The sequence below is a fragment of the Streptomyces sp. NPDC007095 genome (assembly GCF_040634475.1).
In the GTDB taxonomy this organism is placed as follows: domain Bacteria; phylum Actinomycetota; class Actinomycetes; order Streptomycetales; family Streptomycetaceae; genus Streptomyces.
Window position 1 is genome coordinate 12,214 of the sequence record NZ_JBEYFS010000019.1, and the last position, 12,308, is coordinate 24,521.

Below are 12,308 nucleotides of genomic sequence, written 5' to 3' on the forward strand. Positions count from 1 at the left end.
CTTGAGCGGGGCGCAAACAAGGACCGCTGATGGCCGCGAAGCTCGACTACCACTGGCACTTGCGCAAGATCATGGCCGACCGAGGGCTCTTCTCCACCACCGACCTCATCCCGCTACTGGACAAACGGGGCATCACCCTGTCGTCCAGCCAGGTCTACCGGCTCGTTGTCGAGCGCCCCGAGCGGCTCAGCCTGAAGATCCTCATGGCCCTGCTCGACATCCTCAACTGCACCATGGACGACCTCATCGAGCCGACCGCCGCGGCGGGTGCCGGAACCGCTACCCGAACAAAGAAGGCTGTCGGTGCCGGGGCAGGCGTCGGTGACCTGCGACCCAAGCGAGCCCGCATCAGCGGTTTCGAGCGGCCGTGACCGCACCCGGGCACCCCGAGCGGGCCGTCTCCGACCCGATCGGGCTCATTGCGGACCTGGTCGCGGCCATCGAACATCAACTGGAGCCGGACCGGATCCGTGCCGTGGTCGCCAGCATCGCGGGCGGACGCTCGAAGTCACGCCTCCTCGCGGCACATGTCACTGAGCATCCTCGCGTGCTGACCGACGGTCGCTCGCCGGCGCCCAGGGCCGTCGGCGACCTGCTCATCGCCCTGCGTGAGGCCGGGGCTCAGACGGTCTCGCCGCCGTGTTGCGCCGAATGCGGCAGGCAGATACGAACGCTCCAGCGCCGCGGCCAGGACTGGTACTGCTGGAACTGCGGGCGCCACCAGCCCGAGCCGTGTGCTGCCTGCGGAAACACCCGCCGGGTCGCTTCACGCGACCGGGCCGGGTGGCCGCGATGCGGCAAGTGCCCGGACGACGACGGACGTGACCCCATCGCAGTAATCGGCGCCCTGATCGCTGAACTGGATCCGCAGGCCGAACGGGAGACGGTCTCCGAGGCGGTCCATCGATCTGCACCTCGTCCCTCCTACCAGCGGAAACTTGCCTGGGCCCTGGAATCCCACCCAGCTCTGCTGACCGGCGACGGCCACCTCGCACCCCACCGCGCGATCCTCAAGCTGATCGACCTGCTGCACGAGGCCGGCATCGCCGGGATCGTGCAGCCGTCCTGCCCCGGCTGCCACAGAGTCGTACGCATCGACAAGCCTCTGGACGGGAAGCGGGTCTGCCGCATGTGCATCTCCCACTCCCGCATCGAGGAGTGCTCGGGATGCGGAGCCCGCCGAGAGCCCGCTACCCGCGACGACCAAGGCCGGCCAGTGTGTCCGAACTGCCTGGTCAGCGACCCGGCGAACCTGGAGACCTGCATCAACTGCGGCCGACGAAGGGTCGTCAACACCCGCACACCGGACGGCCCGCTCTGCCAAAGCTGCCCCTCCTTGCCCACCGCGACTTGCAGTATCTGCAACGCGGAGAAACCCTGCGGCACCTCCCGGACTACGGGTCGGCCATGGTGCCTGGACTGCCAGCGTCACTCCGCGCCGTGCTCGGCCTGCGGCGGCATCGCGGCGGTCGTCTCCGGCACTCTCGACCAGCCCCTTTGCCTGGGCTGCACCGCGCCTGAGGTCTGGCACACCTGCCCCACCTGCAACGAGCCCGATTACCCGCACCCCGGTCAGTGCGCTCGTTGTCTCATCAATCGGCGCCTCAACGAGCTCCTGGGCCCTCCGTCCGATGCCCTCCACCCCGGTCTCCAAGCCCTGCGGAACAACATCGTCACCACCGAGCACCCACTCACCGCCAATCGGTGGCTGAACAAGCCGTCCGTGTCTCCGGTCCTGGCCGACCTCGCGGCCGGCAGACGAGCCCTGACTCACGAGGCCCTCGACGAGCTGCCCGACAGCCCGCCCCTCGCCCACCTCCGCCAAGTCCTCGTCGGCGTCGGTGCCCTGCCCGAGCGGGACGAGTACATGGTCCGCCTCGAACGGTGCCTCACCGGCCTCCTCGCATCACAGCAAGACCCCGATCAGCGCAAAGTCCTTCACCAGTACGCGATATGGCACCTGGTCCGTCGACTACGCCGACGCAGCAACGGCCGCCCCCTGACCCCACAGCAGTTCGCATCAACGCGTCAACGCACCCACGCGGCCGTCGCCTTCCTTACCTGGCTACAGGCTCACGACCTCACCTTGGAGACGTGCCGACAGGCCAACCTCGACCAGTGGCTCACCGACGACTCCGCGACCTACCGCCACACAGCCGGGCACTTCGTCCGCTGGGCCCGCACCAACAAGCTCACCACCGTCCACGTCCCCGCTGTCCGCTGGAACGGCCCCACCCAGCCACTCGATGACGAGCACCGGTGGAACGTCGCACGCCGACTCCTGCACGACGACACCCTCAAACCCGAAGACCGCCTCGCAGGACTGCTTCTCCTCCTCTACGCACAAGGGCCATCGGCGATCCACCGACTGACCATCGAGGACGTCGAGGTCGGCGCTCAGGAAGTACATCTCCGTCTCGGCGATGCCCCCGTTCAGCTGCCCGAGCCTGTCGCCGCACTGGCCCGCATGGTTGCCGCGAACCGCAAGGGTCACGCGACCATCGGGGCCTTGACCCCGTCTCCATGGCTCTTCCCCGGCGGCCAGCCCGGACGGCCGATCAGCACCACACAGCTGACCCAGCGGCTGAACCAGCTCGGGATCCGGCCCAACCAGGCCCGCAGCACCGCTCTCTTCCAGCTCGCCACCGAGATCCCGGCCGCGATCCTCGCCCGCACCCTGGGCATCCACACCGACGTCGCCGTCGCCTGGCAACGTCTCTCCGCGGGCGACTGGGCCACATATGCCAACGAAGTCAGCCGACGCACCGCAACGGAGAACCGATGAAGCTGCCGGTCGTAATCCACCAGGCCCGCTTGGGAGCCGACGAGTTCAGAGTCATCCGGCCTGCGCGGCCTCTGAGCCATGCAGTACTCATCGACCACGATCGGCACCTGGACGTCTATCTCGACCAGGACGCCGCCCGACGCATCGCCGGATTGTGGATGCTCGCCGCACGCTCGCCTCGTTCGCTGATTCACCTGCCAATGCGGGCAAACCGCCCGCCAGTCAGGGAAGTACCGGACGACGTCGGCTTCCAGCTCGACCTCGTGCTCTTGCACCATTCACTGCAGTTCGCCCCCTCCTCCTGGAAGCAGGTGAGGAGTCGACTCGGCGCCGGCCGTCCCCAGACCGTGAATTTGCCCGACACAGACCCTGTCGACAACGCCGCAGTCGACTGGGCAGCACGTCACTACCGGGAGAACCGCGACCTATTTCACAGCACCTTCATGCCGAGACACTGTTCATGACCGGCAGCGCGAAGGTGTTCCGAGAGACCGCTCGGCACTTCCTTGATGTCGCCCGCAACGGACCGAGCTATGTTCCGGTCCACCCCAGCTATCCGTACTTCTGCACCGAGCTCCACTCGAATGACGGCATCCTTGGCGACGCCCGCGAGATCCACATCGAGTACTGCGACCAGTGGTAGTCATGATCGACAGTCGTCGAGCACGTCCCGGCCACGGATGGCGAGGCAGGCATTCGGACAGTTCCAATACCCCACGTCACCATTAGTAGGGGAACAGCGCCGCCGGGAAGCGATCGAGCGGGTCACCCAGATGCAGTTCGATCGGCACGGCAACCGTATCTGGAGGCAGGCTAAGACCCTGCTGGACACCGAACACCTCCGGCGAGCCGTCGGCGAAGTTGCCGTTCCCTACGGGGTCTGCAGCGAGCCGTCCAATGTCGCCGCGAACGGCCAGGACTGCCCCGTCCGCTTCCGTTGCGTCGGCTGCGGCCACTTCCGCACCGACGTCTCCTATCTGCCCGACCTGGAGACCTACCTGGCCGATCTGCTGCGCAACCGTGAGCGGCTGCTGGCCGCGATTGACGCAGACGACTGGGCGAAAGCCGAGGCCCTGCCCTCCGACGAGGAGAGCAGCCGCGTCCGCCGCCTGATCCGCCGCGTGAAGGACTCCGTCGACGAACTCACCGACGAAGAACGCGCCGAGATCGACCAGGCCACCACTTTGGTCCGACGCGCCCGAAATAGCGTCGTCCACCTCGGCCTGCCCCGCATCCGCCAGCCGCTGCCCGACATCCGACCGAACCGGACCGCATGAACACCAACCCCCTGATCGAAGGCCGCAAGGCCGACTCAGCCCGCCGCCGGCAGCGCGTCATCAAGGCGATCAACACCGCCAGGCGAGCCGGAACAGTCATCAGCGTCTCGGGTATCGCACGGCAGGCGGGAGTCGACCGCGCCTTCCTCTACCGCCACAAGGATCTGCTCGCCCAAGTCCACGCCGCCAGCGCCGAACCGCCCGGCGAGGACACCGGTCCCCTCGTCAGCCGGGCCTCCCTGCAGGCCGACCTGGCGAACGCACTGGACCGCGGTAGCCGCCTCGCCGCTCGCGTCAGGCATCTGGAGACCAAGCTCTCCGAACTCCTCGGTGAACAAGCATGGCGGGAGTCCGGCCTCGGAGCACCGGACGATATCGAACAACTCAAGAGCCGGATCACCGCGCTGGAACAGCAAGTCGTTGAACTGACCGGCCAGCTCGAAGAACGGGGTCAGGACCTCCAGGCCGCACGATCCGCCAACCGCCAACTGATCAGCAGACTGAACACCGCAAGAGCAACAGGGGCATGACCACAATGGCGGGGAGTCCGGCTTCGGAGCGCCCGATGACGTCGACCAGCTCAAACGTCACATCGGCGGAAGGAATCCGGCGATCACGCCGGTGCATTGGTGCCCGCTGAAGCCGAGCGGGACGCCCCCGACACACCAGTTGTCGACGGCCTGCGTCGGCGCCCGGCGCGAGGGCTCGATTGACGTGAACATTGGGGCTGTTCATGGCTCACACGTCACGGCGGCACACGACGATTACGGCGGCGAGAAGCACGAGGAGCGGCCAGAACGCGAGCGCGGCCCAGGACTGGAGTGCCGTGAAAGGGAAGGAACCGACGTGGTCCCATTCGGTGCCGAGGCTGGTCAGGTTATTCCACGCGTTCTGGGGTGCGGAGTTGTTCAGAGTGGCCGCAAACTGGTTGCTGTTGGGTGGTATGGCGCCCAGCAGGACCGGGGCTAGAACGGCCGTGAATAGAGCGGCCACGGAGGTGCGGATGAGCGTGCCGATGGCCATGCCGAGGACCGCACATACCGGCAGGACTGCGGTGGATGCCATGAAGCCTTGCAGGACGGCGGGCTGGCTGATCGATACGCCTAGTTGGTCGCCGGACAGGATCGTCTGGGCAGTGATGAACGAAGTGATCGCCGTGACAAGGCCGACGGCGGACGTCACGCTCGCGACGACGACTGCCTTGGCGAGTACGACGCGCCGACGGTTCGGGACGGCGAGGAAGGTCGTGCGGATCAGTCCACTGGAGTACTCCCTGCTCATCTCCAGGACACCGAGCATGCTGGCGCCGACCATGAGGAAGCCCCAGGTGCCGGAGTTGAAGGAACCTCTCAGCGGATCGTACGCGGCATGCGCCGACGCGCTGACAAAGTGGACACCCGAGCAGGTGAACCACTCACCGCAGATGGTGATCACTGGGGCAAGTGCCAGCAGGACGTAGGTCGAGCGCTGCGAGAACAGTTTGATCCGTTCTGCGGCGAGCAGGTTGCGGAATCGGCCGCGGAGTTCGGCACCGGTCGCGGCTGTTGTCGGTCTGGTAGTTGTGACCATCAGGGTTCCTCGTCGCATGTGTCAGTCCGGGAGAGGAGTGCTTTGTCGGGTGTCCGGCGTCGGTGCCGCCGTCACACGTCGCGGTGCCGCAGGACCGTCACGGTGACGGCGACCGAGACGATGGCCCAGACGGTGAGCGAGATCCAGGCCGCCGGAACGGAGGAGACGTGTTCGACAAGGTGCCCGTGGCTCATGATCGTCAGGCGGCCCCAGGCGTATGCGGGAAGGGTGTTGCCCAGGTCTGCCCGCTGATTGGCGGACAGCAGAGGGAGGGGCGCCTTGACGGCCAGTGGACCGACGAGGAAGAAGACGAGGACGGCGAAGACGGTGCCGGCCGTGCTGCGGATGAGCGTGGCGACGGCCATGCCGATCAAACCGCAGACCGGGACCATGACCGTCGTGCCTGCGATGAGACGCCAGATGCCGGGGGTGGTGAAGGAGAAGCCGGTGATCCGATCCGAGATGACGGCCAGGGTGATGCCCCAGCACCCGATCCCGATGAGCAGGCCGAGGACGGCCAACACGGCGCTCACCACCATGACCTTGGCGAGCATCACGCGGCCTCGGGCCGGCACAGCGATAAGGGTGATGCGGATCAGTCCGCTCGCGTGTTCGCCGGCGACGTTCATCGCGCCGACCGTGCCGGCGGTGGCCATCAGCAGGAGGAACTTCGGGAAGTCGAAGGCGTCGTGCGCGGGGTCGGGGTCGATTTTGGCGAAGGCGGGCCACGTCGGATAGGAGTCGTGGGCGAGCTGAGCGGCGCGGTAGGCCAGGTAGAGGTAGAAGACGAGGAGGACGCCCAGCACGATGGGGGTCGAGCGCAGCGACCAGAGTTTGATCCACTCGGCGCCGAGCAGATCGCGCCAGCGGGCAGGTCCGGCAGCGCCGCGTCGGGTGGTAGCTGTGGGGGGCGTCGAGAGGGCGGTCATCGGTCCGTGCTCCTCTCGGACGTGGCTGAGGCGCGGTACCGGACGCTGGCGGCTGTCAGTTCCATGAAGGCGTCCTCCAGCGCTCCGTCGTGCGCGGTGACCTCGTGGACCAGGACACGGTGGGTGAAGGCGAGTTCGTTGATGCGAGCCGCGGTGAGGCCGGTAACGGTGAGGCCGTCGCGGCCCTGCGACAGCACTGAGGCTCCCGCGGTGCGCAGCACCTCGGCCAGCACAGCCGGGTCGGGGGTCCGCACAGTGACGCCGGCGGTGCTGGCGCGGGCCGCAAAGAGGGCGAGGGACTCGTCGGCGAGTAGCCTGCCGCCGCCGACGACGACGAGGTGGTCGGCGGTGTGCTCCATCTCGCTCATCAGGTGGCTGGAGACGAACACGGTACGTCCCTCGGCGGCCAGGCGACGGAACAGTTCGCGAGCCCACCGGATGCCCTCGGGGTCCAGGCCGTTGATCGGTTCGTCGAAGAGCAGGACCGGGGGATCACCGAGCAGGGCGGTGGCGATCCCCAGACGCTGACGCATGCCGAGCGAGAACCCGCCAACCCGCCGACGGGCCGCCTCGCCCAGACCTACCATTTCAAGGACCTCCTGCACCCGGCGGCGGGGCAGGCCGTTGCTGCGGGCCAGTGCGGCCAGGTGTGCCTTCGCGGTGCGCCCCCGGTGGACGTCACCTGCGTCCAGCAGGGCGCCGACGTGGCACAGGCCGGTACCGAAGTCCTGGAAGGGACGGCCGTTGATGGTCGCGGTGCCACTGGTGGGGGCGTTCAGGCCGAGAAGCATGCGCATCGTGGTGGTCTTGCCGGCGCCATTAGGGCCAAGGAACCCAGTCACCTGCCCGGGTCGGACACAGAAGGTCAGATTGTCTACGGCCAGTACGCTGCCGTAGCGCTTGGTCAGCTGGTTGATTTCGATCACGCCGTCCAGGCTGTCGCTGACCGGGGCAGTGTCACATCAGCCCGCGGGCTCCCGCCGTGTCAGCCCACAGGATGCAGACCACGGGCCGATACCACCCTCAACCTCGGTGGATAGCATCGCCTGGTGCGACATCGCCTCCCTTTGCCCGCGGCTCTGCTGCGCCGGTTGTCGCCGGACCCGCTGACGGCACTCGGCTGGTGCGCCGTCCCCGCGTTCGCGCTGGTTCTCTACACCGCGATGCCTCAGCCCGCGCACCCGGTCTTCCTGCCGTCCGGTCACTTCGTTCACATCGGGCGCTGGGCCTTGACGGGGATGGCTCTGCTGATGGCATGGCCGGTCGGCTGGGCGAGCCGCCGACCGTCACCGGTCCTTGCGGTGCTGCTGACTGAGGCGGTCGCGGCCCGGGTGTGCGGGGACACGACGTGGCCCTTGTTCCTCGCGGCGGACGTCCTGGTCTTCTATATAGCCGTCACCCGTTCGCGCCAGGCCGCCGCCGCAGCGGTGACGGGCGTGCTGGCCGTCTGGGTGCTGGCCGCGACGGCCTTCGTGCCCGGATCGGGAGCCTTCGAGGTCCTCACCGGTCCGTGGTCGGTCCTCGTCGTGGCCACCGCCGTCGCCTGGATCCTCGGCAGTTGGATCCGACTGCGGCAGGACCACGCCGAGGCCCTGCGGGCACAGGCTGCGACGCAGGCGGTCCAGGCCGAGCGGCTGCGGATCGCCCGGGAGATGCACGACATAGTGGCCCACAGCATCGGTGCCATCGCGATCCAAGCCGGTGCGGCAAAGCGAGCCGTCGACAGCCAGCCGGACGGTGTGCGCGAGGCGCTGGGCATCATCGAGCAAACCAGCCGGGAGACGCTGACCGGGCTGCGGCGCATGCTCGGCGTCCTTCGCGAGGCCGACTCAGAACCAGTGTCATCCACCCCGGTACCGGGCATTGAGGACGTCGACCGGCTGGCGGCGACGGCGGCGGACGCCGGGGTGCGGCTCGAGGTGCAGTGGCATGGCCGACGACGCCCACTCACGCGCGAGATCGAACTCGCCGCCTACCGCGTCATCCAGGAGTCGGTGACCAACGTAGTACGTCACGCAGGCGCCGCACACTGTCTCGTTCGCGTCGATTACGAGGAGGAGGAACTGTCCATCCAGATCACCGACGACGGACACGCCACGGCGACCACGAGCACGCACAACGGTTACGGAATCGCCGGAATGCGCGAGCGCATCGCCCTGCTCAACGGCCACTTCAGCTTCGGACCGCAGACCGAAGGCGGCTTCCGGGTCGCGGCTAGGCTGCCCATATGACGATCCGCGTGCTCCTCGCCGACGACCAGCCAGTAGTCCGCGCCGGACTTCGCATGCTGATCAATGACATTCCGGACATCGAGATCGTCGGAGAAGCCGGGACCGGCGCCGAGGCCGTCCAGTTGGCCACCAATCTCCACCCAGACGTCGTCGTTATGGACATCCGGATGCCCGTCATGGACGGCATCGAGGCCACCCGGCTTATCAAGACAGAAACCCAGGCGAGCGTGGTCGTCCTTACCACCTTCGACGACGACGAGAACGTCTACGCCTCGCTGCACGCCGGCGCAAGCGGCTTCCTGATCAAGGACATGGTGCTGGACGACATCGTGACGGCGGTCCGCGTCGTCGCCGCCGGCGACGCCCTGATCGCACCCGGCGTCACCCGCCGCCTCATCCAGGAGTTCACCGGCCGGGGCGCCGTCCACGCCCGACGCCAACGTGAGATCAAGGGGATCACCGACCGCGAACGCGAAGTTCTGACCCTTATCGGACGCGGCATGTCCAACGCCGAGATCGCCGCCCACCTGTACATCAGCATGGCCACCACCAAGAGCCACGTGGCGCGTCTGCTGACCAAGCTCGATGCCCGCGACCGAGTCCAGCTCGTCATCGCCGCCTACGAGTCAGGCATGGCCTGACCACTCAAGCGGAACCTGACCGCCATCAAACCGATAGGCCAAGCCATCGGTCGTACCACCCCCAGTTCTGGGGTCAGCAAGATTTGAAACGACTGCCCACGTCTCAACCGGGTAACACCGGGATCAGCCAGTAAGCGCTCCCATGGCCCCTGGATGAGTGAAGCTGGCCGATACGCCTTGCGCCACACCTGTCGCGATCAATACCGTGCCGACGCATAGCCAATGAGCTGCAAGGACTCTGTCATGAGTCTGCCTCAGGATCGGCGACCACCCGAGAACCGTCCTTCTGCTTGCCGAGGCAGGATGTTCGACCCCGACTGCGCGCTCGACCACGGCCGCCCCGATGACGCCGAGCTGCACCGGTGGCTGCTGCACCGCCTGGAAGCCGCAGGCGATCCGCGCCGGGACCAGTACTTCCAGCTGCTCGCGCTGATCAACGACTGGCCGGTACCGGAACGCCTCGCCCCGGTGATCGACTGGTCCGTCGCAGCTCTGCGGACACGAGCAGCTCGATGACGCGTCCCTCAACGCCCGCAGTTCGGGATTCCGTGACGCTACTGGACCGTGGCACATGCGCGCGGCCAGGAAGTGTGCGCCCCGAGCACTGCAGGCACTGACGTACAGGGCCTTCAAAGACGTATTGCGACGCGGATCAGGTCGGCGACCGCGCGAAGTCGGCTCTGCGACGGCCAGGCGATCACCGTTGTCACGGGCGGAGCGTCCAGGACCGGCACGGCGGTGAGATCCCGGCGCAGGTCGGCGCCGGCGGACTCGGGCATGATCACGGTGGTACGGCCGAGCGCGATCAGCTGGAGGAGCTGTGTCAGGTTCCGTACCTCTGCACCTGATCCCTCCGGGTAGCTGCCGCCAGGATCGGGCCAGCGAGCCATCGGGAGTTCCGGCAATGCGGTGACCTCGGCCACCCGGAGATGAGAGCGGCCCGCAAGTGAGTGAGAGGTGGGCAGGATCGCCACCTGTCCTTCGGTGTACAGGGTTTCGGTGTCGAGCCCGACCGTCGAATCGAATGGCAAGTGCAGCAGAGCCACGTCGGCTTGCCCATCCTCCAGCAACTTCTGTTGCTGATGCGCCTCACAGAGCAACAGATCGACGGTGGCCGCCCCGGGCTCCGCGCGGTAGGCGTCGAGCAGTTTGGCCAGCAACTCGCCGGCAGTGCCGGATTTGACGGCGAGGACGAGACGGGGGCGCCTCTGCGCAGCCTGCTGGGTACGCCGCTCGGCTGCGGCCACCGCGCTGAGGATCGCGCGCGCCTCGGACAGCAGCACGGCCCCGGCCTCGGTGAGCGAGACCTTGCGACTGGTGCGCTCCAGCAGCGTGACCCCGAGCTGTCGTTCGAGCCTGGCGATCGCACGGGACAGGGGTGGTTGGGCTATCTCCAGACGCTGGGCAGCCTTCCCGAAGTGCAGTTCCTCGGCGATGGCGACGAAGTACCGCAACTCGCGTATCTCCATGCGTTCACAGTAACTCCGGCGGACGGTCGATCGATGTCGCGCGGGTATTGCTGCATTACCGAGACGGTGTTGGTGTCTGGTCGAAGCGCGGCCATGCTCGCTGTCATGAGTGAGAAGACAATCGCGCTGGTCACCGGCGCGAACAAGGGAATCGGGTACGAGATCGCGGCGGGGCTGGGCGCATTGGGCTGGAGCGTCGGTGTCGGCGCTCGAGACGAGCAGCGCAGGAAGGACTCCGTGGCGAAACTGCGCGCGGCGGGTGCCGACGCGTTCGGCGTGCCCTTGGACGTGACCGACGACGAGAGCGTTACCGCCGCGGCGCAGCTCATCGAGGAGCGAGCGGGACGCCTTGACGTGCTGGTCAACAACGCGGGCGCTGCGGGCGGTTGGCCGGAGGAGCCCACAACCGTCGACCTCGCGACCGTGCGGCGGCTGGTGGAGACCAACGTCATCGGTGTCATCCGGGTCACCAACGCGATGCTGCCGCTGCTGCGCCGCTCGGCGCACCCGCGGATCGTCAACCAGTCCAGCCATGTCGGCTCTCTGGCCCTGCAGTCCACGCCCGGTGTCGACCTCGGAGGGATCAGCGGGGCGTACGCGCCGACGAAGACCTATCTCAACGCCGTCACCATCCAGTACGCCAAGGAGCTGAGCGACACCAACATCTTGATCAACAACGCCTGCCCCGGCTACGTGGCCACCGACCTCAACGGGTTCAGCGGTACTCAGACCCCTGAGCAGGGCGCGGTGATCGCCATCCGGTTGGCGGCTCTGCCCGACGACGGCCCTACCGGCCAACTGTTCGACGACGAGGGAGTCGTGCCATGGTGATTTTCTGATGTTTTCCGGCTCGACGGGGCTGCGGCTCAACATGCCGGGCGCCGGTCTTCGTGCCGTCGCGTGGGACGAGGAAGTTCGGGGCGGACGGGAGGGAACCGTCGGCACCGCTCCGCCCTTGAGCTTGAACGAGTCGAACCCGTACCGCTCTCGCATCACCTTGGCCTGCTCGACGATGCCCGCCGGGTCGAGGGAGTCGGTCTCGCCCGGCTTGGCCTTGACGCTGTCGAAGTCGTGGAAGACCTGCTCACCGGAGGTCTTGAAGGTGGCCCCGTGGGTGCGGTACGCCGCGAGGGAGGCGGTGCAGGACCCGGCGTCGACCGCCACGCGCACCTTGACGTGCACCTTGCCGTCTTCGGTGGGCTTCAGGTTCTGGTCGTCGACGCGGACCCAGTCGTAGAAGTCCGTCCCGTCCAGGGAGAACTCGCAGCGATCCGCCGCGGTCACCGTACCGGCACCCTGGCCGGGCTTGTAGGCGCTGTTGCCGCCGCCCCAGCCGTCTCCTCCACCGGGGGTACCCGCGGCCAGGCGCTGGGTGGTGGCCGCGGAGAAGGCGAGGGCCGCCGCGCC

General features: G+C 67.5%; 13 protein-coding genes and 1 pseudogene. 10 read left to right on the forward strand and 4 right to left on the reverse strand.

What is annotated here, in order from left to right; genetic code table 11:
- Positions 1–29: 29 nt before the first annotated feature.
- Genes ABZ656_RS09335 through ABZ656_RS09360 form a run of 6 tightly spaced genes read left to right on the forward strand, consistent with a single transcriptional unit; the run spans position 30 to position 4,592 of the window.
- On the forward strand, positions 30–371 hold the full coding sequence (locus tag ABZ656_RS09335) for a helix-turn-helix transcriptional regulator (protein ID WP_360266115.1): 342 nt from the start codon (positions 30–32) through the stop codon (positions 369–371).
- Entirely contained in the window at positions 368–2,785 is a 2,418-nt protein-coding gene (locus ABZ656_RS09340) for a site-specific integrase (protein WP_360266118.1), read from the forward strand. The genes ABZ656_RS09335 and ABZ656_RS09340 overlap by 4 nt, the downstream gene beginning before the upstream one ends.
- Complete coding sequence (locus tag ABZ656_RS09345) at positions 2,782–3,249, forward strand: hypothetical protein (RefSeq protein WP_360266121.1); 468 nt, start codon at positions 2,782–2,784, stop codon at positions 3,247–3,249. Before ABZ656_RS09340 ends, ABZ656_RS09345 begins: the two co-directional genes overlap by 4 nt.
- Complete coding sequence (locus ABZ656_RS09350) at positions 3,246–3,428, forward strand: hypothetical protein (RefSeq protein ID WP_360266124.1); 183 nt, start codon at positions 3,246–3,248, stop codon at positions 3,426–3,428. The genes ABZ656_RS09345 and ABZ656_RS09350 overlap by 4 nt, the downstream gene beginning before the upstream one ends.
- Before the next feature lie 37 nt (positions 3,429–3,465).
- The gene (locus ABZ656_RS09355; protein ID WP_360266127.1) at positions 3,466–4,062 is read left to right on the forward strand and encodes a hypothetical protein; all 597 of its coding nucleotides are present in this window, start codon (positions 3,466–3,468) and stop codon (positions 4,060–4,062) included.
- The gene (locus ABZ656_RS09360) at positions 4,059–4,592 is read left to right on the forward strand and encodes a DUF6262 family protein (RefSeq protein WP_101402647.1); all 534 of its coding nucleotides are present in this window, start codon (positions 4,059–4,061) and stop codon (positions 4,590–4,592) included. Before ABZ656_RS09355 ends, ABZ656_RS09360 begins: the two co-directional genes overlap by 4 nt.
- Before the next feature lie 208 nt (positions 4,593–4,800).
- Here ABZ656_RS09360 and ABZ656_RS09365 read toward each other — a convergent pair whose 3' ends face one another.
- From ABZ656_RS09365 to ABZ656_RS09375, 3 genes are all read right to left on the reverse strand, one after another.
- Entirely contained in the window at positions 4,801–5,631 is an 831-nt protein-coding gene (locus tag ABZ656_RS09365; RefSeq protein ID WP_101402646.1) for an ABC transporter permease, read from the reverse strand.
- Between the two features lie 71 nt (positions 5,632–5,702).
- Positions 5,703–6,560: an ABC transporter permease gene (locus ABZ656_RS09370; RefSeq protein WP_101402645.1), complete on the reverse strand. Its 858-nt coding sequence runs from the start codon at positions 6,558–6,560 to the stop codon at positions 5,703–5,705.
- Positions 6,557–7,486 carry an ABC transporter ATP-binding protein gene (locus tag ABZ656_RS09375; RefSeq protein ID WP_180362229.1) on the reverse strand — a complete coding sequence of 310 codons (930 nt, stop codon included), beginning with the start codon at positions 7,484–7,486 and terminating at the stop codon, positions 6,557–6,559. Before ABZ656_RS09375 ends, ABZ656_RS09370 begins: the two co-directional genes overlap by 4 nt.
- A 123-nt stretch (positions 7,487–7,609) precedes the next feature.
- On the opposite strand from ABZ656_RS09375, the gene ABZ656_RS09380 reads away from it, so the two are divergent.
- The 3 genes and pseudogenes from ABZ656_RS09380 to ABZ656_RS09390 form a co-directional block, all read left to right on the forward strand.
- Entirely contained in the window at positions 7,610–8,791 is a 1,182-nt protein-coding gene (locus ABZ656_RS09380) for a sensor histidine kinase (protein ID WP_360266133.1), read from the forward strand.
- Positions 8,788–9,432 carry a response regulator transcription factor gene (locus ABZ656_RS09385; protein ID WP_101402643.1) on the forward strand — a complete coding sequence of 215 codons (645 nt, stop codon included), beginning with the start codon at positions 8,788–8,790 and terminating at the stop codon, positions 9,430–9,432. The genes ABZ656_RS09380 and ABZ656_RS09385 overlap by 4 nt, the downstream gene beginning before the upstream one ends.
- A 333-nt stretch (positions 9,433–9,765) precedes the next feature.
- Positions 9,766–9,948 (forward strand): annotated as a pseudogene (locus tag ABZ656_RS09390) (MerR family transcriptional regulator); the annotation flags it as partial.
- Between the two features lie 113 nt (positions 9,949–10,061).
- On the opposite strand, the gene ABZ656_RS09395 reads toward ABZ656_RS09390, so the two are convergent.
- Positions 10,062–10,901: a LysR family transcriptional regulator gene (locus ABZ656_RS09395; RefSeq protein WP_101402642.1), complete on the reverse strand. Its 840-nt coding sequence runs from the start codon at positions 10,899–10,901 to the stop codon at positions 10,062–10,064.
- A gap of 93 nt (positions 10,902–10,994) precedes the next feature.
- On the opposite strand from ABZ656_RS09395, the gene ABZ656_RS09400 reads away from it, so the two are divergent.
- The gene (locus ABZ656_RS09400) at positions 10,995–11,732 is read left to right on the forward strand and encodes an SDR family oxidoreductase (RefSeq protein WP_360266138.1); all 738 of its coding nucleotides are present in this window, start codon (positions 10,995–10,997) and stop codon (positions 11,730–11,732) included.
- The last annotated feature ends 576 nt before the right edge of the window (positions 11,733–12,308 follow it).

Excerpts from the sequence above, each read along its gene's own strand:
- ABZ656_RS09350 (WP_360266124.1), top strand. The coding sequence starts at position 3,246 with ATGACCGGCAGCGCGAAGGTGTTCCGAGAGACCGCTCGGCACTTCCTT.
- ABZ656_RS09335 (WP_360266115.1), top strand. The coding sequence starts at position 30 with ATGGCCGCGAAGCTCGACTACCACTGGCACTTGCGCAAGATCATGGCC.
- ABZ656_RS09345 (WP_360266121.1), top strand. The coding sequence starts at position 2,782 with ATGAAGCTGCCGGTCGTAATCCACCAGGCCCGCTTGGGAGCCGACGAG.
- ABZ656_RS09365 (WP_101402646.1), bottom strand. The coding sequence starts at position 5,631 with ATGGTCACAACTACCAGACCGACAACAGCCGCGACCGGTGCCGAACTC.
- ABZ656_RS09355 (WP_360266127.1), top strand. The coding sequence starts at position 3,466 with ATGGCGAGGCAGGCATTCGGACAGTTCCAATACCCCACGTCACCATTA.
- ABZ656_RS09400 (WP_360266138.1), top strand. The coding sequence starts at position 10,995 with ATGCTCGCTGTCATGAGTGAGAAGACAATCGCGCTGGTCACCGGCGCG.
- ABZ656_RS09370 (WP_101402645.1), bottom strand. The coding sequence starts at position 6,560 with ATGACCGCCCTCTCGACGCCCCCCACAGCTACCACCCGACGCGGCGCT.
- ABZ656_RS09360 (WP_101402647.1), top strand. The coding sequence starts at position 4,059 with ATGAACACCAACCCCCTGATCGAAGGCCGCAAGGCCGACTCAGCCCGC.
- ABZ656_RS09385 (WP_101402643.1), top strand. The coding sequence starts at position 8,788 with ATGACGATCCGCGTGCTCCTCGCCGACGACCAGCCAGTAGTCCGCGCC.
- ABZ656_RS09395 (WP_101402642.1), bottom strand. The coding sequence starts at position 10,901 with ATGGAGATACGCGAGTTGCGGTACTTCGTCGCCATCGCCGAGGAACTG.